Source organism: uncultured Serinicoccus sp., from assembly GCF_947500995.1.
Lineage (GTDB): Bacteria > Actinomycetota > Actinomycetes > Actinomycetales > Dermatophilaceae > Ornithinicoccus.
The window spans coordinates 97,216-120,900 of record NZ_CANMUA010000002.1 but is presented as its reverse complement, the minus strand read 5'-3'; the positions used below and the strand labels follow the sequence as shown (position 1 = coordinate 120,900).

Below are 23,685 nucleotides of genomic sequence, written 5' to 3'. Positions count from 1 at the left end.
CGCCGGCCGTGAGGGTGAGCCTGAGCGGATGTACCTCATCGTCGTGAAGTTCCCCGTCAAGGCCGAGTCCGCGTCGCAGTGGCCCCAGATCGTGTCCGACTACACCGCCGCCGTGCGGTCGGAGGAGGGCAACCTCTTCTTCGAGTGGTCCCGCAGCCTGGAGGACCCCCACGAATTCGTCCTCGTTGAGGGCTTCACGGACGACGGGGCCGCCGCCCACGTCGAGAGCCCGCACTTCACCGAGGGCATCGAGGCGATGCGGCCGCACCTCACGGCCACCCCGAGCATCATCTCGCGCCAGGTCGACGGCGAGGGCTGGGACGCGATGGGCGAGCTGCAGATCGACTGAGCGGGGTCGCCCGAGCGGCTCAGGTGCCGGCGCGGCTGGCCTGCTCCTCATCGGGGATCTCGTCCTCGAGCCGCTGCAGCACCGTCTTGCCGAGGAGGGCGAAGGCGACCACGCCCACCAGGAGGACGCCGAAGCCGAGCCAGCCGCTGCCGGTCGCGGCGAACGCCACGTAGCCGAGCAGCGCGATGACGGCGCCCGAGATGGCGTACGGCAGCTGGGTGGTGACGTGGGTGATGACGTTGCAGCTGGCGCCGGTGCTGGACAGGATCGTCGTGTCGCTGATGGGCGAGCAGTGGTCGCCCCAGACCGCGCCGGCGAGCACTGCGCCGAAGGCGGCCAGGAGCAGCTCGTCGCCCCCGCTGACGTTGTTCATGATGTCTCCGGCGATCGGCAGCAGGATGCCGAAGGAGCCCCACGACGTGCCGGTCGAGAAGGCCATGGCCCCGGCCAGCACGAACATGACGGGCACCAGCCACTGCGGTGCCATGTTGGCGCTCTCGACGAGCCCGCCGAGGTACTCACCCGTGCCCAGCTCGCTGATGAGGCCTCCGAGGACCCACGCCAGCAGCAGGATGTAGACCGCCGGGAGCATCGACTGCAGCCCGCTGACGACCCCGCGCCCCAGCGTGCTCGGGGAGAACTTGGGGTTGGAGGTGGTGTAGCGCACGTAGTAGTAGAACGCCGAGGCCAGGCCCAGCACGGCCCCGTAGATGAGGGCCTGGGTGACGTCGGTGGAGGCCATGATGTCCAGGACGCCGAGACCGCTGCCCGCCTCGTAGTCCTCGGCGGTGACGGTGCCGCGGTAGCCGGTCCAGACGATCCCGCCCAGGACCCCGACGACGAGGAGCAGGAAGGGGATGACGAGGGCCCGCTTGTGGCCGGGGGAGTGGACCGGCAGGTCCTCGGCGATCTCGCCGGGGATCTCCTCGCTGGCGTCGTAGGTCTCGCCCTCGGTGATGGCCCGGCGCTCCTGGCCGCGCATCGGGCCGAAGTCGATGCCGAAGACCACGACCACCCAGACCAGGAGCACCGCCGTGATGGCGTAGTAGTTCATCCCGGCCGCCCCGACGAAGGCGCCGACGTCGCTGACCGTGAGCGCCGAGGCCGCGACGAGGGGGGCCATGATGCCGATGATGCTCGCGCCCCAGCTGGAGAAGGGGACGAGCACCGCGACCGGGGCCGAGGTGGAGTCGATGAGGTAGGCCAGCTTCGCGCGTGCGACGTGGTGCCGGTCGGTGACCGGCCGGGCCACCTGCCCGACGGCCAGGGCGTTGAAGTAGTCGTCGATGAAGATGGCGATGCCCAGCGCGGCGGCCAGGGACTGCGCGCCCCGGCGGGTCCGGATCCGCTGGATGGCCCAGTCGGAGAAGGCCTGGCTGCCGCCGGACATGAGGATGAGCGAGGCGATGACGCCCAGCGCCAGCGTGAACAGCAGGATGTAGACGTAGTAGGTGTTGACCGCGCCCTCCTCCCAGAAGATGGCGCCGATTCCGGTCCCGACGAGGCGCAGGGTCTCCAGCGGGTTGAAGTTCGCGACGAGCAGGGCGCTCGCCAGGACGCCGGCGCCCAGGCTGAGCAGGACCTTCTTGGTCGCGATGACCAGCGCGATCGCGATGATCGGCGGCAGGAGGGTCAGGATCGGCAGGTCCTCGGTCATGGTGCCTCCTCGGGGGCGGTGGTGCTCAGGGTAGACCTGCTCAGACGTCGGCGCCCCGACGTGCGCGGAGTTTCGCGCGCACGGTGACGACGAGGACGACGGCGAGGATGCCGTAGAGCAGCCAGGTGATCCAGCTGCTGACCAGCACCGAGTAGTCGCCGTCGGAGGACAGCAGCGCCTCGCGCAGGGAGCTCTCGGCAAGCGGGCCGAGCACGATGCCGATCATGAGCGGGGCCAGCGGCACGTCGTAGCGGCGCATGACGAAGCCGACGACCCCGATGAGCAGCAGCAGGTAGAGGTCGAACTGGGCGGCGGACAGGGCATACACCCCGAGGCCGCAGAACATGGTGATGCCGCCGTAGAGGTACGGAGCGGGGATGAGCAGCAGCTTGGCCCACAGCTGCGCGAACGGCAGGTTGATGATGAGCAGGACCACGAGCGCCACGAAGAAGCTCGCCAGCAGTGACCACACCAGGTCCGGCGCTCGGTCGAACAGCAGCGGACCGGGCTGGAGGCCGTACTGCTGGAAGGCCGCGAGCATGATGGCCGCCGTGGCCGAGACCGGCAGCCCGAGGGCCAGCAACGCGCCCATGGCGGTACCCGTGGTGGCGTTGCCCGCCGCCTCGGGGGCGGCCAGGCCGCGGATGGCGCCCTTGCCGAACATCGGCCGGGGCCGCTTGCGGTCGATGCGGCGCTCCAGGTCGTAGGCCATGAAGGTGGGCACCTCCGAGCCGCCCACCGGGATGATGCCGAAGGGCAGGCCGATCGCCGTGCCCCGGGCCCACGCCGGCCCCGCCTCGCGGAACTCGGCCCGCGAGAGCCAGGCCCGGCCGCCGGCCGTCATCGCCACCGTCTTGGGGTCCCGGCGGACCCGGGAGGCGATGTGGAACACCTCGCCGAGCGCCAGCACGGCGACCGTCACCGTGACGAGGGAGACGCCGTCGAAGAGCTCGGGCACCCCCAGGGTGCCGCGCTCGGTGGCCGAGATGGGGTCCATGCCGATCGTGGCGATCCCGAGCCCCACGACGAGGGCGGCGACTCCCTTGACCACCGAGTCGCCGACGATGGAGGAGGTCGCCACGAAGGCGAAGACGGCGAGCGCGAAGTACTCCGCGAACCCGAAGGTCGACGCGAAGTCGGCGAGCGAGGGCGCGAGGAAGACGACCACGACGGCGGCGCTGAACCCGCCGAGGAACGCCCCGAGGGCGGCGGTCGCGAGGGCCTGGGGCGCGCGTCCGTCCTTGGCCATGCGGTGGCCCTCGAAGGTGGACGCGATGGCCGAAGCCTGGCCCGGGGTGTTCATGAGGATGGCCATGGTGGAGTCGCCGAACAGGCCACCGAAGTAGACACCGGCGAACATGATGAAGGCCGCGGTCGGCTCCAGGGCGAAGGTCATCGGCAGCAGCAGGGCGACGGCCATGGAGCTGCCCAGCCCGGGCATGACGCCGACGGCGGTCCCGAGCAGGCAGCCGACGACGACCCAGAGCAGGTTCATCGGGGTGAGGGCGCCGGCGAAGCCCTCCATGAGCAGCGACAGGGACTCCATGTCAGAACCCCCCGAGGACGCCGGCCGGCAGGTTGAGGCCCAGCCCCTGGGCGAAGGCGAGGTAGACCGCCGAGGAGACGACCAGGGCCAGGGAGGCGTCGAACAGCCCGCGGGTCGAGCCGATCCCCCGGGCCACGCACCAGAAGAGGACGGCGGCCGCGAGGATCCAGCCCAGCAGCTCGATGGTCAGGGCGAAGACGAGGAAGCCGCCGACGCACCAGGCGACGGCCCGCCAGTCGGTGAAGGTGCGCCACTGCCCGCCGTCCTGGTCCCCGGTGTCGACCGGCTCCGGGTGGCGCAGGTAGTGCAGCACGAGCAGCACCGAGAGGAGATAGCCCAGGGCGATGAGGATGAGGGGGAAGAAGCGGGGGCCCGGGAAGTCGGTCCCCTCCGGCACCTCCATCGTCAGCACCCCGACGAGCAGGTAGGTCGTGAAGGCGGCCAGGAGGGCCGGCACGACCAGCCCGGAGCGACCGTGCCAGAAGCCTGCGTCGGTCACAGCCCGAGCTCCTCGACCAGCGCCTCGTTCTGGCGCGTGTCCTCCTCGATGAAGTCGATGAGGTCAGGCCCGGTGAGGAAGACGTCGGACCACCGGTTGCGCTCCATGGCCTCCTGCCACTCCTCGCTCTGGGCCGTCTCGGTGACGATCGCCTCCAGCTCGGCGAACTCCTCGTCGGTGATGCCCGCCGGGGCGAGGAAGCCGCGCCAGTTGGTCATCGAGACGTCGTAGCCCTGCTCGATGAGGGTGGGCAGGTCGATCCCCTCGACCCGCTCGGGGGAGACGATCGCGAGGCCGCGCATCCGGCCGGCCTCGATCTGGTCGGCGAACTCGTTGTAGCCCGAGACCGCCGCGCGCGCGTCACCCGAGGAGATCACCTGGATGGCCTCGCCCCCACCGGACTGCGGGATGTAGGTGATCTGCGTGGGGTCGATCCCGGCCCGGATGGCCAGGTCCGCGACGATGAGGTGGTCCAGCCCTCCGGCCGACCCGCCGGTGAAGGGGAAGGCCCCCGGGTCCTGCTCCCAGTCGGCGACGAGGTCCTCGATGTCCTGGTAGGGAGAGTCCGCGGGGACCACGATGATGTCGTACTCCTCGCTGACCCGGGCCAGCGGGCGCATGTCGGTCATGGCGACGGGGGAGTCGTTCAGCGCGATGGCGCCGCTCATGACGGTGCCCGTGGTGAGCAGGTTGGTCGCCTCGCCCTCCAGCGTGGAGAACTTCCCGAGCCCGATGGTCCCGCCCGCGCCGGGGATGTTGAGGACGGTGGCGTTGTTGACGATCCCGTTGGCCCGCATCGCGGCCTGCTGCTCCCGGGTGAAGGTGTCCCATCCCCCTCCGGCACCCGCCGGGGCGATGAGCGTCAACGTGGAGCGCAGGTCCGAGCCCTGCTGCGCCGACCGGGCCGAGGCGGTGACCGCCCACCCGATGACCAGGACCGCGACGACGGCATACACGACCATCGCCCACCGTGGTCGACCCACGCGCGCCGCGTCCTCGCTCATCCTGCTCCTTCGCTGGTGGTCAGCGACTACTATCACTGACGCAACGTCACCTGACAAGCAACCGGACGGGGAACCGCCATGACCGTAGTGCTCGCGTGGACGACCACGCCGGAGGGACGGGCCGCCGAGGAGACCGCGGTCGCCGAGGCGAGGCGCCGCTCCCTGGACCTGGTCGTCGTGCCGATGCAGGAGGGGACGCCGGAGGTGTCCGCGGACGGGGTGCAGGTGCGGGTGCACGCGCCCGACGAGCGGGACCGCGACGTCGTCGGCGACTTCCTCGACATCGCCTCCGAGGAGGACGCCGCGCTCATCGTCATCGGCGTCCGGCACCGCTCCGCGATCGGCAAGCTCATCCTCGGCTCGAGCGCCCAGCAGATCCTCCTCGAGGCCTCCGCGCCGGTGCTCGCGGTCAAGGCCGCCCGCTGAGTCGACCGCGCCGCACGGCCGCGGCACGGGCCATGACAGTCTGGTGACGTGACGAGCACCCTGGGCACCGACCGCGTCCTGCGCCTCCTGCAGGAGGTGGCCGACGCGGTGATCACCCCGCGCTTCCGGTCCCTGGACGAGGACGAGATCTCCTCCAAGACCCACCCCGGTGACCTCGTCACCGTCGCCGACCGCGAGGCCGAGGTGATCATCACCCGGGAGCTGGCCGCGGCATACCCCCACGCGGTGATCCTGGGGGAGGAGGCCTTCGCCGACGACGCCAGCAGCATGGCCGGCTTCCGGCGCGCCGAGCACGCCTTCACCGTCGACCCGGTCGACGGCACCCGCAACTTCGTCCACGGCTCCCCGGACCACGCCGTCATGGTCGCCGAGACCCGGGCCGGGCAGACCGTGCGCGCCTGGATCTGGCAGCCGCAGCACGAGCTCGCCTACGTCGCGGAGGTCGGCGCCGGCGCCACCCGCAACGGGGAGGCCCTGGCGGTGCTCGATCCCGGGAGCGACCCCTCCCGCTGGCGGGTCCGGACCTCCGCCCGTCGCCGGGTGGGGGAGCAGGTCGGTCCGCTGGCCCCGCTGGAGCTGAGCTGGGTGAGCTGCGGGATCGACTACCCCAAGCTCGCCGAGGGCGAGTGCGAGGGCCTGCTCTACCACGGCACCCGCCCGTGGGACCACGTCCCCGGGTCCCTGCTCGTCGGCGAGCTCGGCGGTGTGGTGGGCTCGGACGAGGGCGAGCCCTACGGCCCCCGCAGCGACCCACGGCGCATCCTCGCGACCGCGGGTCCCGGTGTCTACGACAGGCTGCGCCGCGAGCTCTGACCGGGTGGGGCGTCCGGGTCGTCCTCGGTGGAGTCGTCCCCGGTGATGTCGTCCCCGGTGATGTCGTGCTCGGTGGTGTCGTGCACCGCGGCGCGCAGGGCCAGCTCCCGGGCGAGCGTGGTGACCTGCTGCTCGAGCTCGCGCATCCGGCGGTAGGACGCCGCGACGTAGCCGAGGAAGACCACGGTGAGGCCGTAGAGCAGCAGGTCGGCGCCACGGCCCACCCCCAGCAGCTGGGCGACCTGGGTCAGGACGCGCGGGAAGAGGATGGCGATCGCCGCCAGCACCACGAAGCCGACCAGCAGCAGGCGACGGACCGCCTGGTGCCGGACCCCGGCCGTGGAGCGGGTGAGCATCGTGGTGACCACCACGACGCTCAGCAGGAGGACGAGCTTGATGAGGGGTTGGTCGAGCACGTCAGGGCCTCCGTCCGGTGGTGGTCGTCGTGGTCATCGCCTCGGGCATCGGCAGGACCTACTTGAGGATGGTGTCGACGAGGATGTTGACCGAGTTCATGAGGGACTGCCCCTTGGCCCGGCTGTAGTCGGTGTAGAGCACGTGCACCGGGTGCTCGGCCCACGGCAGCCCGGTGCGGCCCAGCTGCAGGACGATCTCGGTCGCGTGCGCCATGCGGTTCTGGCGCAGGTCCAGACGGGCCGCCGCGTCGCGCCGGATGACCCGCAGGCCGTTGTGCGCGTCGGTGAGCTTCATCCCGGTCTGCTGGTTGGTGAGCCAGACGGCCGCCTTGAGCACGAGCTTCTTCAGCAGCCCGGGGCGGGTGCGGCGGTCGAGGAAGCGGGAGCCGAAGACGATCGCCAGGTGCTCGTCCCGGGCCCGCTGCACCATCTCGGCGGCGTCCTGGGGCCGGTGCTGCCCGTCGGCGTCGAAGGTGACGAGGTATGCCGCATCCGTCGCCTCGAGCACGTAGCGCATCCCGGTCTGCAGCGCCGCCCCCTGCCCGAGGTTGAACGGGTGCTGCACGACGACCGCCCCCGCCGCCCTCGCCCGCTCGGCGGAGTCGTCGCGCGAGGCGTCGTCGACGCAGACGACGCGGGGGAAGACCGCCCGCGCCTCGCGCAGGACGTCCTCGACGACCCGGCCCTCCTCGTAGAGGGGGATCACCAGCCAGGCGTCCTCCTGCACGGGCGTTAGAGTCATGGGTGCATTGTCCCTCACCACCCCTGATGGGAGTCCCGTGACGACACGCATCGTCGACAGTGCCGACGTCGCGCCGAGCGCGAGCATCGGCGAGGGCACCTCGGTCTGGCACCTCGCCCAGGTGCGCGAGGACGCCGTGCTGGGTGCCGGCTGCGTCATCGGGCGCGGCGCCTACGTCGGCACCGGGGTGCGGATGGGCGACCACTGCAAGGTGCAGAACTACGCCCTGGTCTACGAGCCCGCCGAGCTCGGACGCGGGGTCTTCGTCGGTCCCGCGGCCGTCCTCACCAACGACACCTTCCCCCGGGCGGTCAACCCCGACGGGTCCCTCAAGGCGGCCGACGACTGGGAGCAGGTGGGGGTCACCATCGGCGAGGGCGCCTCCGTGGGGGCCCGGGCCGTGTGCGTGGCGCCGGTGCGCGTCGGCGCCTGGGCCACCGTGGCCGCCGGGGCCGTGGTCACCAAGGACGTCCCCGACCACGCCCTCGTCGTCGGGGTCCCCGCCCGCCAGGTCGGCTGGGTCGGGCACGCCGGCCGCCCGCTTGAGCCGACCGGCGTCCCCGGTGAGTGGCGCTGCCCGCAGACGCGCGAGACATACCGAGAGAGCGACGGCGGACTGCGCCGCGCCGAGCCCGACGGAGGACAGTCATGACCGAGCAGCCGATGATCCCTGCGGCCAAGCCGCTCATCGGGGAGGACGAGCGGGTGGCGGTGGACCGGGTGCTGCGCTCGGGGATGGTGGCGCAGGGTCCGGAGGTGGCGGCCTTCGAGGGCGAGTTCGGTGCGCAGCTGGTGGGTGGGCGCACGTGCGTGGCGGTGAACTCGGGGACCTCGGGGCTGCACCTGGGGTTGCTGGCGTGCGGGATCGGGGAGGGGGACGAGGTGGTGGTGCCCTCGTTCACGTTCGCGGCGACGGCGAACGCGGTGGCCCTGACGGGGGCGCGGCCGGTGTTCGCGGACATCAGCCCGGACACGTTCACGTTGGACCCGGAGTCGGTGCGGTCGGCGTTGAGCGACCGGACGGCGGCGGTGATGCCGGTGCACCTGTACGGTCACCCGGCTGATGTGGAGGGGCTGCGGGCGGTGACCGCGGAGGCGGGGGTGCAGCTGTTCGAGGACGCCGCGCAGGCGCACGGCGCGACGTACCGGGGGTCGCCGGTGGGCAGCTTCGGGTCGTTCGGGATGTTCAGCCTGTACCCGACGAAGAACATGACCTCGGGCGAGGGCGGGATGGTCTCGTGCGCGGACGAGGAGATCGCGCGGGGGGTGCGGTTGCTGCGCAACCAGGGGATGGAGAAGCAGTACGCCAACGAGGTGATCGGGCTGAACAACCGGATGACCGACATCCACGCGGCGATCGGGCGGGTGCAGCTGACGAAGGTGGGGGCGTGGACGCAGGCGCGGCAGGCGAACGCCGCGTGGCTGGACGAGCACCTGGCCGGGGTGGCCGGGGTGGTGGTGCCGACGGTGCGTGAGGGGTGCACGCACGTGTACCACCAGTACACGGTGCGCATCGACGGGGCGAGCGGGGCGCAGCGGGACGAGGTGGTGCGGGCGCTGCGGGAGGAGCACGCCGTGGGGTGCGGGGTGTACTACCCGACGCCGAACCACGAGCTGGTCTCGTTGTCGCGGTTCGCGCCGGCGTGGGAGCTGCCGGAGACGGCGCGGGCGGCGGCGGAGGTCATCAGCCTGCCGGTGCACCCGTCGTTGACGCCGGGCGACCTGGAGCGCGTCGCGACGGCGGTGCAGGCCGTGGTGGGGGCGGGCGCGTGAGCACGCATCTGCTGCCGGAGGGCCGGACGGTCCGGATGGGCCTCATCGGGCTGGGCTCGATGGGGCGTCACCACGCGCGGGTGATCCGCGAGGTGGAGGGGATGGAGCTGGTGGCGGTCGCGGACCCGGTGGGCGACAAGCACGGGGTGGCGGGAGCGCTGTCGGTGCTGCCGGACGTGCAGGGGCTGATCGCCGCGGGCATCGACGCGGCGATGGTGGCGGTGCCGACCTACCTGCACGAGGAGGTCGCGCTGGCCCTGGCCGAGGCGGGGGTGCACACGATGGTGGAGAAGCCGATCGCGGCGACGGCGGAGTCGGGGCGGCGGGTGGCGCAGGCGTTCGAGTCGGCGGGGCTGGTCGGCGCGGTGGGCTACGTCGAGCGGTGCAACCCCGCGCTGCTGGAGATGCGGCGGCGGATCGCGGCGGGGGAGCTGGGCGAGCTCTACCAGATCACGACCTCCCGGCAGGGGCCGTTCCCGGCGCGGATCGCGGACGTGGGGGTGGTCAAGGACCTCGCGACCCACGACATCGACCTGACCGCGTGGATCGCGCGCTCGGAGTACGCGAGCGTGTCCGGGCAGGTGACGCACCGCTCGGGCCGCGAGCACGAGGACATGGTGGTGGCGACCGGGCAGCTGCGCGACGGGACGATCGTCTCGCACACGGTCAACTGGCTGAGCCCGCTCAAGGTGCGCGAGACGGTCGCGACGGGGGAGCTGGGCGCGTTCGTCGCGGACACGCTGCAGGGTGACCTGACCTTCGTGGCCAACGGTGACGTGCGCAGCGAGTGGGATCGGGCGGCGACCTTCCGCGGGGTCTCCGAGGGCGACTCCATCCGGTATGCCATCGCCCGCCGGGAACCGCTGCGCGTGGAGCAGGAGAACTTCCGCGACGCCCTGTGGGGCCGCCCGGCCGACGTCGTCTCCATGGCCGAGGGCGTGCATACCCTCGAGGTCGTCGAGGCCATCCTCGACTCCGCCGCCACCGGGCGCACCCGGACCCTGTGACCGACCGGGCGCCGCGAATGGTTGCTCTGTCCCCCACCGGGCGTCGCAGATGGTTGCCCAGCCGCGCACCGGGCGCCGTGGATGGTTGCTCAGCCGCGCACCGAGCGTCGCGGATGGTTGCCCGGTGACTGATCAGGCACCACTGGTGGTCCTGGCCACCCGGATCTACGCCCCCGAGGCGGCGGCCGCGACCTTCCGCCTCGGTGCTCTCGTGCGCTCCCTGGCCGGCCGCGCCCGCGTGCGGGTGCTCACGACCACGCCGCCCTCGGCGCTGCGCCCACCACGCGCGACGCTCGGTGGGGCGCAGGGCAACCATCCGCGGCGCTCGGTGGGGATGGAGGGCAACCAGAAGCGGCGCTCGGTGGGGATGGAGGGGGACGGGCGGGAGACGTCGGCGTCGGCGTCGGCCGATCCCCAGGTCGGCGTGAGCCGGTGGCCGGTGCTGCGGGACGCCAGCGGTTACGTCCGCGGGTACCTGCCGTACCTCTCCTTCGACCTGCCGCTGGCCGCCCGCCTGCTCACCGGACCGCGGCCCGACGTCGTCGTGGTCGAGCCGCCGCCGACGACCGGGGCGGTCACCCGGGTGGCCCTCGCGGTCCGGTCGGTCCTCGGTGGGCCCATCCCCTACGTCTACTACGCCGCGGACGTCTGGTCGGACGCCACGGCCTCGATGGGCGCGCCCGCCGTCGTGACGAGCCTCATGCGCACCCTCGAGCGGTTCGCGCTGCGCGGCGCGGCCGGGATCGTCGCGGTCAGCGACGGGGTGGCCGGCCGCGTCCGCGCGCTGGCCGGGGAGGACGCCCCGGTCACCGTCGTGCCCAACGGGATCGACACCGACGTCTTCACCCCCGAGGGCGAGCAGGCGCAGGAGGCGCCGGGCACGGCATACCTCGTGTATGCCGGGACAGCCTCGGAGTGGCAGGGCGCCGAGGTCTTCGCCGAGGCGATGCGGCGGGTCGTGCGGGAAGTGCCGGGGGCGCGGCTGGTCTTCCTCGGGCAGGGCTCGTCCTGGCCCGAGCTGCGGCGCGTCGCGGGCGAGCTGCCCGAGGGGGCGATCGAGCTGCGTCCCCTGGTCCCCCCGGAGGAGGCGGCGGCCTGGCTGCGCGGTGCGGCCGCCGCCCTGGTGAGCGTGCGGCCGGGGGTGGGCTACGACTTCGCCTACCCCACCAAGGTCGTCGCCGCCCTCGCCTGCGGGACGCCGGTGGTCTTCGCCGGGCCCGGGCCGGCCGCGGCGGACGTCCGGGAGCACCGGCTGGGCGCGGCCGTCGAGCACGACGCCGGGGCGGTGGCGGAGGCGATGGTCCAGGCGCTGCGGGCGCGGCCGGACGAGCCGGAGCGGGCGCGACGCGTGGCGTGGGTGCGCGAGCACCGCAGCCTGGCGGCCACCGGCGACGGCGCGGCGGCCGTGGTGCTCGGTGTGCGAGGCTGAGGACCAGCCGCGACGAAGGAGGCAGGACCATGAGCAGGTGGGGACGGCCGGGGGAGCGGCCGGGTGCGCCGCGGGCGGAGGAGGAGCTGCGCGAGCAGGTCGCCGAGCACGAGGCGCACGAGGACCAGGCGGCGCCGGGTCGACCAGGGGCCGGGGCCCGTCCGCGTCGCCGCCCGTCCGCGTCGACCACCGCCCGCGCCGTGCAGTCGTGGGTGGACCAGACCATCGACCAGGCGCAGCGCCAGGGCGCCTTCGACAACCTCCCGGGAGCCGGCAAGCCGCTGCGCGACGTGGACACCCGCGCCGAGCCCGACTGGTGGGTCAAGGAGCTCGTCCGCCGTGAGCAGCTCGACCTCTCCGGGGCGATGCCCGGGGTCATGCAGCTGCGCCGGGAGAAGGCGACCTACCCCGAGGCCCTGCTCGGCCTGCCCGACGAGGCCGCGGTGCGGGCCCGCGTGGAGGACTTCAACGAACGGGTGCTGGCCGACCGTCGCCGCCCGCACGTCGGCCCGACCTCGCCCCCGGTCGTCGGGCGGCTCGACGTCCAGGAGATGGTCCAGCTCTGGCGGCAGGCCCGCGGGACCTCGTGACCGTGGTCGTGCTGCCGGGGCGAGGATTCCCCGGTCGGCAGGGCGGTCAGGTCGAGAGCAGGACGCGGTCGAGGACCTCGGCGGCGCGGGCGCCGTCGTGGTGGCGGCGCGCCCAGGCGGGACCCCGCCCCGCCAGCTCGGTATGCCGTCCGCGATCGTCCAGCACCCTGCGGAGCACCTCCTCGAGGGTGTCGGGGTCGGCGTCGGGCACGGGCACGACCCCGTCGCCTCCGCGCTCCCGGTCGGCCTGCGACATCCGGTCGCGCACCCCCGGCGCGAGGTGCGCGACCGCCAGCCTCCCGGCGGCCAGGGTCTCGGCCAGCAGGACGCCCGGGTTGCCGAGCACGACCTGGTCGACGACGACGTCCGCGTCGCCCACGAAGGCCGCCATCCGCGCGTGCGGCACCCCGGTGAGGCGGCGGTACTCCACCAGGCCGGCGGACTGCATACCCTCCAGCACCCGTTCCACCGCCTCGGTGCCCTTGAGGCGCGGGTTGGACGGCGCGTGCAGCACCACCGGGCGTGGGCGGGCCAGCACCGGCGCGCCCGCGGCCCCCGCGAACCGCTCGACATCGACGACCAGCGGCAGCCAGGTGGCCCCGGGCAGCACGTCGAGCAGGTCCGGGGTCGAGACGAGCACCGGGCCGGCATAGGCCGCGAGGTCACCCTCGTTGCGCTCGACGACGGACTGCAGGGTGTGCAGGTAGTCGTCCCAGGGCCCGTGGAACGGGCTGTGCACATAGGCCTCGGCGTGCGCCCGCAGGTCCCGGATCTCGCTGCCGTGGTAGAGCACCGCGTGCCGGATCCCGGCCGCCTCCAGGACGGGCACGTCGGCCAGCATCGACCCGGCGTGCAGGTCAGCGAGCACCGGGCGGCCGGACTCGAAGACCACGTGCGTCGCCTCGCGGAGCACGCGCGACCCGTGGATCTCGCGGACGTGACCGCGCTGGGCGAGGGCAGACAGCTCGTGGTCGGCGGGGTAGCGGAACGAGCCCGCGGTCGCGGCGCGGTGGGCCACGAGGTTCTGCGCCGCGACGCCCGGCAGGTGGCGCTCGGCGGCGCGCGCCCAGGCATACGCCTGCCCGGCGGTGTTCCACGGCCCCAGGTAGAGCCTGCGCCGCGCCGGCGGCATCGGGGTGAGCGCCCGCAGCTCGGCGTCGGCGCGCCGCCGCACCGGCAGGGTCGCGACCTCGCGGACCGGCGCGGGCAGCGCGGCCAGACCGCGCCAGGCGAGGCGGCGCAGGCGGCTGACGGGGGAGACCACGCCCGCAGCCTACGATGGGGCGCATGAGGAGGCCGCCCGCGTGATCCGCCTGCTGCGGGCGCTGCGGCGTCTCCTGCCCCTCCTGCCGCCGAGCACCCGGTGGTTCCTCGTCGGGTATGCCGTGGCCTCCAGCATCCTCGCCGTCGTCGACATCCTCGCGCTGTCGCTGCTGGCCTTCACCCTCGCCCCGATGATCCAGGGCGACCCGGTCCAGCTGCCGGTCCTCGGCGCCGTCCCCCCGGACCGCTACGCCTGGCTCCTCGGGGCCATCTGCGCGCTCGTCGTCGTCAAGGGGCTGGCGACGGTCGCCCTGCAGTGGGCGGTGGCCAAGCGGCTCGCGGCCTACGACCTCGTCATCGGCGACCGCCTCTTCGGTGCCTACATCCGCGCGCCGTGGACCGAGCGCCTCAAGCGCAACACCTCCCAGCTGGTCCGCCTCGCCGACGTCGGCATCGCCAACACCACGACCGGGCTGCTGCTGCCCGCCGCGTCGCTGCCGGCCGAGCTCGCGACCTTCGCCGCGGTGCTCGTCGTGCTGCTCGTGGCGCAGCCGGTCACCGCGGTGGTCACCTTCGCCTACCTCGGTGGCCTGGCGCTCCTCATGTATGTCGTCATCTCCCCCCGCGCGGTCGTCGCCGGCCGGGTGGGCCGCGACTACTCCTTCGTCGTGGCCGGGCTGATGACCGAGATGATGGGCGCGCTCAAGGAGGTGACCCTGCGCGGCAAGGCCCAGGAGGTCGCCGACGAGGTGCACGCCAACCGGGTGCACGCGACGCGGGCCCGCTCGCACCTGATGTTCCTCAACACCGTGCCCAAGTTCGTCACCGACACCGGGCTCGTGCTGGGCTTCGCCATCGTGGGGGGCGTGGCCTACCTGCTCGGCGGGGCGCAGCAGGCCTTCGAGGCGATCGCGCTCTTCGCGGTCGCCGGGATGCGGATGATCCCGAGCGTCAACCGCTTCCAGTCGATCATCACCCAGACGGCCTCGACGCTGCCGCACGCGGAGGCGGTCATCACCGACATCCGGGATGCCCAGGGCTACGTCGACGCGGCGGAGCAGCTGGGCCGCGAGCCGCTGCCGGAGCACCCCCGGCTGCTGGCGCTGCGCGAGGTGTCCTTCTCCTACCCCGGGTCGGCCGAGCCCGCCCTGCGCGGGGTCGACCTCGACGTGCCGCTCGGCTCCTCGGTCGCGGTGGTGGGCGCCTCCGGGGCGGGCAAGTCGACGCTCGTCGACGTGCTGCTGGGTCTGCTCACCCCGTCCTCCGGCGAGATCCGGGTGGACGACCGGCCGCTGCCGGAGGTGCTCGGCGCGTGGCGCTCCCGGGTGGGCTACGTGCCGCAGGAGGTCAACCTCTTCGATGGCACCATCGCCCAGAACGTCGCGCTGACCTGGGGTGACGACATCGACGAGGCCGCCGTGACGCGGGCCCTGGAGCGGGCCCAGCTGCTCGACCTGGTGAGGGAGCGCGGTGGCCTCGGCACCCGGGTCGCCGAGCGCGGGCTGGCGCTCTCCGGCGGGCAGCGCCAGCGCCTGGGCATCGCCCGCGCCCTGTACGCCGACCCTCTCGTCCTCGTCCTCGACGAGGCGACCTCGGCGCTGGACACGGCGACCGAGGACGCCGTCGCCCGGGCCATCCGCGGCCTGCACGGCCAGGTGACCGTGGTGGCGGTCGCCCACCGGCTGTCCACGGTCCGGCACAGCGACCAGGTGTGCTTCATGAAGGACGGCACGATCGTGGCGCGGGGCAGCTTCGACGAGGTCGTCGCGGCCCACCCCGAGTTCGCCACCCAGGCACGCCTGTCGGGGTTGGCATGAGCGGGGCCCTGCCGGGCGTGGACCTGGACGTGGTGGTGGCGGTCCACGACCTGTCCCGCCCCGTGGAGCGAGCCGTCGCGTCGGCGTTGCGGGGGGCGGACCTGACCGGGGTGGTCCCGGACGGGCACCGGGTGCGGGTGAGCGTGATGTGCCACGAGCTCGACGCCGAGGAGGTGCGTCGCGCCGTGGTCGGACGCCTCGAGGAGGACGTCGCCGACACGGTGGGGGCCCACACCCGCTTCCTCGAGGTCCGGGACGGGCTGGGCAGCCCCTCGGGCCCGTTCAACGCCGGGCTGACCGCCGCGACGGGGCGGTACGTGTGCATCGTCGGCAGCGACGACTGGTTCGCCGACGGGGCGCTCGGCAGCTGGGTCTCCCGCGCCGACCGGCTCGGGTCGGACTGGCTCATGGCCCGGCTGGAGACCCAGGACGGTGAGCACGTGGCGACGCCGCGCGTCCGGCCGGGGCGCACGACCGAGCTCGACTTCGTGCGCGACCGGCTGGCCTACCGGACAGCCCCGCTCGGCCTCCTGCGCAGGGAGGCGCTGGAGCGTCTCGGGCTGCTGCCCGGTGACGGCACCGGCCCGCTCACCCCGGGCATGCGCACCGGGGGAGACGTCCTGCTCTCGCTGCGGCTCAGCACCTCGGGGCTGCGGGTCGACTACGCGCCCGACCTGCCCGCCTACGTCATCGGCACCACCGGGTCCGACCGGATCACCGAGGCGGTCCGGCCGATCACCACCGAGCTGACCGCGCTGGCCCACCTGCTCGACGAGCCCTGGGTGGTGGCGCTCCCCGAGGACGTCCGTCGGGCGCTGGCGGTCAAGATCCTGCGGATCCACGTCCTGGGTGCCGTCCGCCGCCGCACCTCGCCGGTGCTGTGGGAGGCGGGCGAGGCGTCCACCGTGCAAGGCCTCGTCCGCCGGTGCCTCGACCTCGCCCCCGGCGTGGGGCGGGCGCTGCACCGGGCCGACGACGCGTTGGTGCGCGAGGTCGCCGCGGCCCGTGACGTCGACGACCTGGCGGCCGCGGCGGCGCGGCGGGGGGAGGCCGGCCGCCTGGACATCCTCCTGACCTCCGACCCGCTCGCCAACCTCGACCGGGAGTCCACGGTGCGGGCGCACGCCGCCACCGCCCTGGCCACGGCCCTCCCGTCCCTCGGTCGTCCCGGCCGGGGCGGGCGGTCGGCGACCCGGCCTCACGCCCGGCCCCTCGCCCGGCCGTTCTCTGAGACCGCACCCGGGCGCCCGCTGGACGGTCTCCGGGTGCTGGTGCTGGCCTTCAGCCCGCTCACCGGCGACGCCCGCGTGCTCAAGCAGGTCCGGCACCTCGTCGCGGCGGGCGCCGAGGTCGTGACCTGCGGCTACGGCCCGGCGCCGGACGGGGTCCGGGCGCATGTCGAGGTGCCCGCGGGGACGACGAACGAGCTGGACGGCCGGCTCATCACCGCCCGCGCCTACCGCGCCGCGTACTGGGCGCAGGCGGCGACCCGCTGGGTGCGGCGCCGGATCACGCCCGGGTCGGCCGACGTCGTCCTGGCCAACGACACCGACACGCTGCCGCTGGCGCACGCGCTGCGCCCACGGCTCGGCGTGCACGCCGATCTCCACGAGTTCTGGCCGCTGTGGCGCGAGGAGTACCCGGGGTGGAAGGCGCGCATCGGTCCCTACCAGGAGTGGATCTGCCGCACCCAGCTGCCGAGGGCGTGCTCGGTGACGACCGTGAGCGACCGCATCGCCCAGGAGTACTCCCGCCGCTTCGGGGTGCGGGTCGACGTCGTCACGAACGCCACGCCCTACGCCGTGCTCGCCCCCGGCGCGGTCGGGACGCCGCTGCGGATGGTCCACACCGGGGCCGGGCTGCGCAGCCGGGCGATCCACGTCATGGTCGAGGGCGTCCTGGCCGCCGCACGCTCCGGTGCGGACGTGACCCTCGACCTCTACCTCACCCTGAACGACCCGCCGTACCTCGCCGAGCTGCGCAGGGCGGCGGAGGAGTCCGGGGGCGTGGTCCGGGTGCACGACCCCGTCCCCTACGACCAGCTCATGCCGACGCTGAACGGCTACGACGTCGGGATCTTCGTCCTGCCGCCGGTGAACTTCAACTACGCCAACGCCCTGCCCAACAAGGTCTTCGACTTCGTACAGGCCCGGCTCGGCGTGATCGTCGGTCCCACGCCCGACATGGCCGACCTGGTGCGGGAGCACCGTCTCGGCGTGGTGGCGGAGGGGTTCGACACCGCCGCGGTGCGCGGCGCGGTGCTCGCGGCGGTCGGCTCGGACGTGGCCGCCTGGAAGGAGGCCTCCCACGCCGCTGCCGCCGAGCTGTCGGACGCCCGTCAGTCCCGCCGGTGGGTGGAGGCCATCGGTGGCTGGGCCTTGGGCGTGGACTGATGCGCGACCCCCGTCCCCGGCTGCTCATCATGGCGTGGAGCACGCTGCGCTCCGACGCCCGCGTGCTGCGGCAGATCTCGTTGTTCTCCGGGCGCTACGCCGTCACGACCCTGGGCTACGGCGAGGCCCCCGACGGAGTCGTCGAGCACCTGCGCCTGCCCGACGACGTGGTCTCCTGGCACAAGGACCGCCGGCTGCTCGTGCAGCGGCGGTTCGAGACGGCATACCGGCGGGCCCCGGTGACCCGGGCCGCAGCCGAGCTGCTCGCCGGGCAGCCGCGGTTCGTCGTCGTCCTCGCCGACGACGTCGACACCCTGCCGCTGGCGCTGGACCTGGCGCCCACCGGCGGCGTGCACGCCGACCTGCACGAGTACCACCCGCGCCAGAACGAGGAGTCGTGGCGCTGGCGGACCTTCGTCGCGCCCTACTACCGGTGGCTCGTCCGGCGCTACGGCCCGCTGGCCGACTCGGTGACCACCGTCGGCGAGGGGATCGCCCGGGAGTACCGCCTGCGCTTCGGGCTGCGCGCCGGTGTCGTGGTCAACGCCCCGCAGCTCGTCGACCTCGAGCCCGGGCCGGTCGGCGACCCGCTGCGCCTGGTGCACTCGGGCAACGCGCAGCGCCACCGGCTCGACGTCATCCTCGAGGCGATGGAGCTCGTCCGGCGGCCCATGACCCTCGACCTCTACCTCATGCCGAACGACGAGGCCTACCTCGCCCGGCTGCGGGAGCGGTATGCCGGCTCCGACCGGGTGCGGATCCACCCGCCGGTCGCGCCGCACGAGCTGCCCGCGACCCTCAACGCCCACGACGTGGGGGTCTACGTCCTGCCGCCGGTGTCCTTCAACCACCTGTGGGCGCTGCCCAACAAGGTCTTCGACTTCGTGCAGGGGCGGCTGGCGCTGGTCGTCGGGCCGAGCCCGGAGATGGCCGCGCTGGTGCGGCGGCACGGGCTGGGGCTGGTGAGCCCGGACTTCACCGCGCAGGCCCTGGCGGACACCCTCGACGGTCTGGACGCCGAGCAGGTGACGCGCTTCAAGGCGGCCTCCCACGCGGCCGCCGGGGCGCTGTCGGCGGAGCAGCAGGTGCGCGGCTGGGAGCGGGCCGTCGACACCCTCGCGGCCCGGGTGGGTGGCTGAGCGGCACGGTTCCCCTCGGCATCGGCGCGGCGGACCCGGACCACGGAACAGCGTGGTGAGACCAGCGCTCAGGGGTGCAGCCGGGCGCCCTTGAGCACCTTGTCCACCCCGTTCTTCGGTCCGTGCACCGCCACCCCGACGAGGTCGAGGGCGGCACCGGGCACGGCCTGCACCGCCGCCCGGTTGGCGGCGTCGTGGCCGGTGCCGAACATGTCGGCGGTGTAGACGGCCAGCCGCAGACCGCGGCGGACCGCCCGCTCCCGGGCCGCCGTCAGCACCGGTGCGGGCGCCTCGAAGACGAGGACCGGCATACCGAGCAGCGGCAGGTATGCCTGCCCGTCCGCGTCCGCGTAGGCGTCGCCGACCAGCTCGGGCAGGGCCGCGGCGATCCCCGAGGTGAGGAAGGCCGTGACGTTGAGCCGTTGCCAGGTCGCGAGGTCGTCGCGGACGGCCACGGCGATCTTGGTGTCGAAGGGCGGCGTGAGCAGGTCCGGGTCGGTCATGCGTCCATCGTGGGGACCGGGGGCGGCGGCCGTCTTGTACGGACATGATCCGGGGCGGCGCGCGGCCCGGAGCGCTGGAAGCGGGCCGGTGTGGTCCCCAGGAAGGTCCGGAAGTGCCGGGTCAGGTGGGCCTGGTCGTAGAAACCGGCCTCGACCGCGACCTGCCCCGCGGGCACGCCGTCCAGCAGCAGCCGGCGGGCGTGGTCGAGGCGGCGGCCCAGGACGTAGCGGTGGGGAGGGATGCCGTAGCCGGCCGAGAAGGAGCGCACCAGGTGCGGGACGCTCACCTGCAGGTCGGCGGCGACGGCGGCGAGCGTGGTGCTGGGGGAGGGGTCGGCGTCGAGGCGCTCGCGGGCCCGGACCGCGACGAGCGGCTGCGGGCTCCGGGGCCGGGGGGTCCGACGCCGCAGGAGGGCGGCGAGCCGCTCGCGGGCGAGCGCCAGCCGCGCCTCGGCCTCCAGGAGGTCGTGGCCGACCAGGGCCCGGTGCAGCCGGTCGACGCCTGCGCGCAGGGTGGCGTCGCGCAGCAGGGGGGCGTCCACCGCGCGCCCCACGAGGTCGGGCGCCAGCTGGTCGGGGGCGAGGTAGAGCACGCGCTTCGTGAAGCCGGCGCCGTCCATCCCGCGGCCGTCGTGCGGCACGTGCGGCGGCAGCACGGTGACCCCCGAGCGCGGCAGGGCAGCGCCCGCGCGGCCGTCCAGGTCGTAGGAGACCGCGCCGTCGTCCACGAGCAGCACGGTCCAGGTGTCGTGGGTGTGCGCGGGGTAGGCGTGCTCCCGCCAGGACGCGTGCAGCACCTCCTCGACCCCGGCGAGTCGGGGCCGGAAGGCGACGACGCGGTCGGGCCGGGCCGCGGCCGTGGGGACGGGGGTCACGGCCCGGGGCGGGGGGCGAGCAGCGCGTCCAGCACCGCGGCGGCCGCGTGGCCGTCGCCGTAGGGTGCCGCGTCGGTCGGCTCGGGGGCCGGCCGGGACGCCGCCCGCGCGACGGCCGGGCCGGGCTCGACGAGGACGTTCCAGCCCAGCTGCACGGTCTCCACCCATTCGGTCTCGGTGCGGACCGTGGTGCAGGGGGTCCGCAGGGCGAAGGCCTCCTTCTGCAGGCCGCCGGAGTCGGTGATGACGCCACGGGCCCGGCTGACCGCGCCGACCAGCCGGGGGTAGGCCAGCGGCTCCCGGGTGGTCAGGGCGCCACCGTCCAGGTCCAGGCCGTGCTCCGCGGCCTTGGCCCGCAGCCTCGGGTGCGCGAGCAGCACGACCGGGTGGTCCACCTCCTGCAGGGCGGCCACGATCGCGGCCAGCCGCCGCGGGTCGTCGGTGTTCTCCGCGCGGTGGATGGTGGCCAGGGAGAAGCCGGCCGAGGGCATACCCAGCTCGTCCAGCACCGCGTCGGCGTCGACCAGCTCGTCGCGCACCCGGTGCAGGACGTCGATCATGACGTCGCCGACGACGACCGTGCGCCCGCCCAGGCCCTCGGTGGCCAGGTGGTCCCGGGCGACCTGGGTCGGGGCCAGCAGCAGGTCGGCTGCATGGTCGGTGAGCACGCGGTTGTGCTCCTCGGGCATGCGCCGGTTGAACGAGCGCAGCCCGGCCTCCAGGTGGGCGACGGGCACGTGCAGCTTCACGGCCGACAACGCACCGGCCAGCGTGGAGTTGGTGTCGCCGTAGACGAGCACCCAGTCGGGGCGCTGCTCGGCCAGCACCGCGTCCATCGCGCCGAGGATCGACCCGGTCTGCACCCCGTGGCTGCCGGAGCCGGCGCCCAGGTGGACGTCCGGGTCGGGGATGCCGAGGTCGGCGAAGAACACGTCGGAGAGCATCGGGTCGTAGTGCTGGCCCGTGTGCACGATGACGTGCTCGACGTCGCGGGCAGCGCACTCCCGGGCGATCGGCGCGAGCTTGACGAACTGCGGGCGGGCCCCGACGACGGAGAGGATCTTCACCCGGTCGACTCTAGCCAGCGGCCGGGCACGCGAGGTCGGTCGCTGGTCCTCGTCGCGCGGGATAGCGTGCGGGTATGCGCGTCCTGGTCGTGACCACGTGGTTCCCGACCGCGGCGTCCCCGGCGACGGGGGTCTTCGTCGCGCGCGACGTCGCCGCCATCGCCGACCGGCACGAGGTCGTCGTGCTGCACCTCGTGGCTCCTCGCCTCGCCGACCGCGAGCCGCCGGGTGGTGCGGACGCCCCGGGGCCGGCCGACGGCATACCCGTCGAGCAGCTGGTGATGGACCCCCGCCGGCCCGACCACCTGGCCCGCGCGGCCCGGCGGATCGCCGACCTGGAGCGGGGAGCCGACCTGGTCCACACCATGGCGGTCTCGGCGCTGCTCCCGTTCGCGGCGCGACGGCCCGACCGGCCCTGGGTGCACACCGAGCACTGGTCGGGGCTGGGGGCGCCGCAGACCCTCCCCGCGCCGCTGCGGCTCGCGCGCCACGCGGTGCAGCCGCTGCTGGCCCGCCCGGACGTCGTGGCGGTCGTCGGGCCCGACCTCGCGCGTGAGGTCGGCCGGCTGCGCCGCGGCCCGGTGCGCGTCGTCCCCAACATCGTCACCGCCCCGCCGGTGCTGCGACCGCGCCGCGAACCGGATGCCGGCCTGCGCGACCGGGGACCGCTGCGGCTCGTGGGGGTCGGCGGGCTGATCCCGCGCAAGGACCCGGTCACCGCCGTCCGGGCGACCGCCGAGCTGCGCGCGCGGGGGATCAACGCGCGCCTCACCTGGGTCGGGGAGGGGGTGCTGCGGGACGAGGTCGAGCAGGAGGGCGCGGCCCACGACACCCCCCTGGAGCTCCTGGGAGCGCTGCTCCCGGCACAGGTCCAGCGGGCGGTGGGGGAGGGGGACGTCTTCCTGCTCCCGACCCGCGCCGAGACCTTCTGCCTGGCCGCGGCCGAGGCCCTGGCCGCGGGGCGGCCGGTCGTCGTCGGTGACGTGAGCGGCCCGCGGGAGTTCGTGCGGCGCCCGAGCGGGGAGCTCGTGCCCCCCGGTGCGCCCGCCGCGGCCTGGGCCGATGCGGTCGAGTCGGTCTGGGCGGCCGGCGCAGGGCTCACGGCGGAGCAGGTCGCGGCCCCGGTGGTCGAGCGGTTCGGCCGGGACGCGTATGCCGAGCGTGTCGAGCGCGTCTACGCCGAGGTGCTCCCTGGTGGGGCCGGCGTGCGGGGGGCCGGCCGGGGCGAGGGTGACCGACGGCCGCCGGTGGTCGACGTGGTGGTCGCCGTCCACTCGACGCGCCGCCAGGTCGCCCGCGCGGTGCGCTCGGTCCTCGACGGCTCGGGCGACCTGCCGGTGCGGGTCAGCGTGGTCGCGCACAACCTCACCGCCGCCGAGACCGCCGACCTGCTGCCCTCCGACCTGCGGGAGAACCCGCGGGTGCGGGTGCTCGAGGTGAGCGACGGCATACCGAGCCCGAGCGGGCCGTTCAACGCCGGGATCGAGGCGGCCAGCGCGCCCTGGGTGTCGATCATGGGCTCGGACGACGCGCTCGCGCCGGGGGCGCTGCCCGGGTGGCTGGAGGCGGCAGCGGGGCACGACCCGGAGGACCCGGTGGTCGTGCTGCCACCGGTGCGCCTGGCCGGAAGGCCCCTGCCCACCCCGCCGGCGCGGCCGGTCCGTGGCCGGGGCCGGGCCGACCTGGTGCGCGACCGGCTGAGCTACCGCTCCGCGCCGCTCGGGCTCATCTCCCGCGGCGCGCTCCGCCTGCCCGGGGCACGGCTGCACCCCGGTGCCCGGGTCGGGGAGGACCTGCCGATGATGACCGCGCTGTATGCCGCCTCCGAGGTCCTTCTCGCGACCCGGGCGCCGGCATACCTCGTGCACGACGACGCCCCCGACCGGATCACCTCCGACCCCCGGCCGCTGCGCGACCAGCTGCTCACCGCGGACGCCCTGTGGGACCTGCCCTGGATGACGCGGCTCACGCCCGCGCAGCGGCGGGCGGTCGGGACCAAGGTGCTGCGGATCCAGGTCTTCGGCGCCATCCTCACCCGACCGGACCCGGCCTGGTGGACCCCGGAGGAGCGGGCGGAGCTGGCCCGGGTGACCCGGCGCGTCCTCGACGCCGCCCCCGGGTGCGCCGACCCGCTGAGCCTCGCCGACCACGACCTGCTGGCCGCCGCGCTCGACCCCCAGGTGCCGGTGTCCCGGCTGCTCGGCCTCGCCCGCAGCCGCCGGCGCCACGGCACCCCGCGCACCCTGCTGCCCGGGGACTGGCGGCACGCGCTGGACCCCGAGGCTCCGCTGCGACTCATGGCGGCCTCGCTGTGGGCCTCCCGGCCCACGCGCCACGGCTGATCGTCCGCGCGGCT

At 74.3% G+C, this 23,685-nt stretch carries 22 protein-coding genes; 12 read left to right on the top strand and 10 right to left on the bottom strand.

The genetic code is table 11. The annotated features are described in order from the left end of the window. Positions 1 to 28: 28 nt before the first annotated feature. On the top strand, positions 29 to 349 hold the full coding sequence (locus Q0967_RS03650) for a putative quinol monooxygenase (protein ID WP_298746680.1): 321 nt from the start codon (positions 29 to 31) through the stop codon (positions 347 to 349). A 19-nt stretch (positions 350 to 368) separates the two neighbouring features. On the opposite strand, the gene Q0967_RS03645 is transcribed toward Q0967_RS03650, so the two are convergent. The 4 genes from Q0967_RS03645 to Q0967_RS03630 are packed head-to-tail and all read right to left on the bottom strand — an operon-like array spanning position 369 to position 5,055. After that, positions 369 to 2,006, bottom strand: coding sequence for a Na+/H+ antiporter NhaC family protein (locus Q0967_RS03645; protein WP_298746683.1), 1,638 nt, complete (start codon positions 2,004 to 2,006; stop codon positions 369 to 371). 40 nt (positions 2,007 to 2,046) lie between these two features. Then, on the bottom strand, positions 2,047 to 3,552 hold the full coding sequence (locus Q0967_RS03640) for a tripartite tricarboxylate transporter permease (protein WP_298746688.1): 1,506 nt from the start codon (positions 3,550 to 3,552) through the stop codon (positions 2,047 to 2,049). A 1-nt stretch (position 3,553) separates the two neighbouring features. Next, entirely contained in the window at positions 3,554 to 4,051 is a 498-nt protein-coding gene (locus Q0967_RS03635) for a tripartite tricarboxylate transporter TctB family protein (protein ID WP_298746691.1), read from the bottom strand. After that, positions 4,048 to 5,055, bottom strand: coding sequence for a tripartite tricarboxylate transporter substrate binding protein (locus Q0967_RS03630; protein WP_298746694.1), 1,008 nt, complete (start codon positions 5,053 to 5,055; stop codon positions 4,048 to 4,050). Before Q0967_RS03630 ends, Q0967_RS03635 begins: the two co-directional genes overlap by 4 nt. A 78-nt stretch (positions 5,056 to 5,133) precedes the next feature. Here Q0967_RS03630 and Q0967_RS03625 point away from each other — a divergent pair, with 78 nt between their 5' ends. Beyond that, positions 5,134 to 5,481 carry a universal stress protein gene (locus tag Q0967_RS03625; protein WP_298746698.1) on the top strand — a complete coding sequence of 116 codons (348 nt, stop codon included), beginning with the start codon at positions 5,134 to 5,136 and terminating at the stop codon, positions 5,479 to 5,481. 48 nt (positions 5,482 to 5,529) lie between these two features. After that, entirely contained in the window at positions 5,530 to 6,315 is a 786-nt protein-coding gene (locus tag Q0967_RS03620; RefSeq protein WP_298746701.1) for an inositol monophosphatase, read from the top strand. Here the strand turns inward: Q0967_RS03620 and Q0967_RS03615 are convergent. Both Q0967_RS03615 and Q0967_RS03610 read right to left on the bottom strand, forming a co-directional pair. Beyond that, entirely contained in the window at positions 6,288 to 6,731 is a 444-nt protein-coding gene (locus Q0967_RS03615; RefSeq protein WP_298746704.1) for a DUF2304 domain-containing protein, read from the bottom strand. The genes Q0967_RS03620 and Q0967_RS03615 overlap by 28 nt on opposite strands. Before the next feature lie 58 nt (positions 6,732 to 6,789). After that, positions 6,790 to 7,473 (bottom strand): glycosyltransferase family 2 protein, encoded by a 684-nt coding sequence (locus tag Q0967_RS03610; protein ID WP_298746707.1) that lies wholly within the window; start codon positions 7,471 to 7,473, stop codon positions 6,790 to 6,792. On the opposite strand from Q0967_RS03610, the gene Q0967_RS03605 reads away from it, so the two are divergent. The 5 genes from Q0967_RS03605 to Q0967_RS03585 all read left to right on the top strand — a co-directional run bounded on the left by Q0967_RS03605 (position 7,472) and on the right by Q0967_RS03585 (position 12,272). Continuing rightward, a complete protein-coding gene (locus Q0967_RS03605; protein ID WP_298746709.1) occupies positions 7,472 to 8,125 on the top strand; it encodes an acyltransferase in 654 nt (217 codons plus the stop codon). The genes Q0967_RS03610 and Q0967_RS03605 overlap by 2 nt on opposite strands. Then, positions 8,122 to 9,246: a DegT/DnrJ/EryC1/StrS aminotransferase family protein gene (locus tag Q0967_RS03600; RefSeq protein ID WP_298746712.1), complete on the top strand. Its 1,125-nt coding sequence runs from the start codon at positions 8,122 to 8,124 to the stop codon at positions 9,244 to 9,246. The genes Q0967_RS03605 and Q0967_RS03600 overlap by 4 nt, the downstream gene beginning before the upstream one ends. Positions 9,247 to 9,281: 35 nt before the next feature. Continuing rightward, a complete protein-coding gene (locus tag Q0967_RS03595) occupies positions 9,282 to 10,253 on the top strand; it encodes a Gfo/Idh/MocA family protein (protein ID WP_298747119.1) in 972 nt (323 codons plus the stop codon). A gap of 124 nt (positions 10,254 to 10,377) precedes the next feature. Beyond that, positions 10,378 to 11,682 (top strand): glycosyltransferase, encoded by a 1,305-nt coding sequence (locus Q0967_RS03590; RefSeq protein ID WP_298746718.1) that lies wholly within the window; start codon positions 10,378 to 10,380, stop codon positions 11,680 to 11,682. A 29-nt stretch (positions 11,683 to 11,711) separates the two neighbouring features. Further along, the gene (locus tag Q0967_RS03585) at positions 11,712 to 12,272 is read left to right on the top strand and encodes a DUF1992 domain-containing protein (protein ID WP_298746723.1); all 561 of its coding nucleotides are present in this window, start codon (positions 11,712 to 11,714) and stop codon (positions 12,270 to 12,272) included. A gap of 46 nt (positions 12,273 to 12,318) precedes the next feature. Here the strand turns inward: Q0967_RS03585 and Q0967_RS03580 are convergent, their stop codons facing one another. Then, a complete protein-coding gene (locus Q0967_RS03580; RefSeq protein ID WP_298746726.1) occupies positions 12,319 to 13,536 on the bottom strand; it encodes a hypothetical protein in 1,218 nt (405 codons plus the stop codon). 40 nt (positions 13,537 to 13,576) lie between these two features. Between Q0967_RS03580 and Q0967_RS03575 the strand changes: the two genes are divergently transcribed. Genes Q0967_RS03575 through Q0967_RS03565 form a run of 3 tightly spaced genes read left to right on the top strand, consistent with a single transcriptional unit; the run spans position 13,577 to position 18,884 of the window. Next, positions 13,577 to 15,352, top strand: coding sequence for an ABC transporter ATP-binding protein (locus Q0967_RS03575; protein WP_298746729.1), 1,776 nt, complete (start codon positions 13,577 to 13,579; stop codon positions 15,350 to 15,352). After that, complete coding sequence (locus Q0967_RS03570) at positions 15,349 to 17,745, top strand: glycosyltransferase (protein WP_298746730.1); 2,397 nt, start codon at positions 15,349 to 15,351, stop codon at positions 17,743 to 17,745. Before Q0967_RS03575 ends, Q0967_RS03570 begins: the two co-directional genes overlap by 4 nt. Then, positions 17,745 to 18,884, top strand: a complete 1,140-nt coding sequence (locus Q0967_RS03565; protein WP_298746732.1) for a glycosyltransferase — start codon at positions 17,745 to 17,747, stop codon at positions 18,882 to 18,884. The genes Q0967_RS03570 and Q0967_RS03565 overlap by 1 nt, the downstream gene beginning before the upstream one ends. Positions 18,885 to 18,952: 68 nt before the next feature. Here Q0967_RS03565 and Q0967_RS03560 read toward each other — a convergent pair whose 3' ends face one another. From Q0967_RS03560 to wecB, 3 genes are read right to left on the bottom strand one after another with little or no spacing between them, the layout of a single operon-like run. Beyond that, positions 18,953 to 19,387, bottom strand: coding sequence for a DUF2000 domain-containing protein (locus Q0967_RS03560; RefSeq protein ID WP_298746734.1), 435 nt, complete (start codon positions 19,385 to 19,387; stop codon positions 18,953 to 18,955). Then, positions 19,384 to 20,262, bottom strand: coding sequence for an AraC family transcriptional regulator (locus tag Q0967_RS03555; protein WP_298746736.1), 879 nt, complete (start codon positions 20,260 to 20,262; stop codon positions 19,384 to 19,386). The genes Q0967_RS03560 and Q0967_RS03555 overlap by 4 nt, the downstream gene beginning before the upstream one ends. Continuing rightward, positions 20,259 to 21,329, bottom strand: coding sequence for a non-hydrolyzing UDP-N-acetylglucosamine 2-epimerase (wecB, locus tag Q0967_RS03550; protein ID WP_298746738.1), 1,071 nt, complete (start codon positions 21,327 to 21,329; stop codon positions 20,259 to 20,261). Before wecB ends, Q0967_RS03555 begins: the two co-directional genes overlap by 4 nt. A 74-nt stretch (positions 21,330 to 21,403) precedes the next feature. On the opposite strand from wecB, the gene Q0967_RS03545 reads away from it, so the two are divergent. Continuing rightward, the gene (locus Q0967_RS03545; RefSeq protein ID WP_298746740.1) at positions 21,404 to 23,671 is read left to right on the top strand and encodes a glycosyltransferase; all 2,268 of its coding nucleotides are present in this window, start codon (positions 21,404 to 21,406) and stop codon (positions 23,669 to 23,671) included. Positions 23,672 to 23,685: the final 14 nt, after the last annotated feature.

Bases quoted from the DNA above. Each gene is read 5' to 3' on its own strand.
- Q0967_RS03650 (WP_298746680.1), top strand. From the start codon at position 29: ATGTACCTCATCGTCGTGAAGTTCCCCGTCAAGGCCGAGTCCGCGTCG.
- Q0967_RS03645 (WP_298746683.1), bottom strand. From the start codon at position 2,006: ATGACCGAGGACCTGCCGATCCTGACCCTCCTGCCGCCGATCATCGCG.
- Q0967_RS03640 (WP_298746688.1), bottom strand. From the start codon at position 3,552: ATGGAGTCCCTGTCGCTGCTCATGGAGGGCTTCGCCGGCGCCCTCACC.
- Q0967_RS03630 (WP_298746694.1), bottom strand. From the start codon at position 5,055: ATGAGCGAGGACGCGGCGCGCGTGGGTCGACCACGGTGGGCGATGGTC.
- Q0967_RS03625 (WP_298746698.1), top strand. From the start codon at position 5,134: ATGACCGTAGTGCTCGCGTGGACGACCACGCCGGAGGGACGGGCCGCC.
- Q0967_RS03605 (WP_298746709.1), top strand. From the start codon at position 7,472: ATGGGTGCATTGTCCCTCACCACCCCTGATGGGAGTCCCGTGACGACA.
- Q0967_RS03610 (WP_298746707.1), bottom strand. From the start codon at position 7,473: ATGACTCTAACGCCCGTGCAGGAGGACGCCTGGCTGGTGATCCCCCTC.
- Q0967_RS03600 (WP_298746712.1), top strand. From the start codon at position 8,122: ATGACCGAGCAGCCGATGATCCCTGCGGCCAAGCCGCTCATCGGGGAG.
- Q0967_RS03595 (WP_298747119.1), top strand. From the start codon at position 9,282: ATGGGCCTCATCGGGCTGGGCTCGATGGGGCGTCACCACGCGCGGGTG.
- Q0967_RS03585 (WP_298746723.1), top strand. From the start codon at position 11,712: ATGAGCAGGTGGGGACGGCCGGGGGAGCGGCCGGGTGCGCCGCGGGCG.
- Q0967_RS03570 (WP_298746730.1), top strand. From the start codon at position 15,349: ATGAGCGGGGCCCTGCCGGGCGTGGACCTGGACGTGGTGGTGGCGGTC.
- Q0967_RS03565 (WP_298746732.1), top strand. From the start codon at position 17,745: ATGCGCGACCCCCGTCCCCGGCTGCTCATCATGGCGTGGAGCACGCTG.
- Q0967_RS03560 (WP_298746734.1), bottom strand. From the start codon at position 19,387: ATGACCGACCCGGACCTGCTCACGCCGCCCTTCGACACCAAGATCGCC.
- Q0967_RS03545 (WP_298746740.1), top strand. From the start codon at position 21,404: ATGCGCGTCCTGGTCGTGACCACGTGGTTCCCGACCGCGGCGTCCCCG.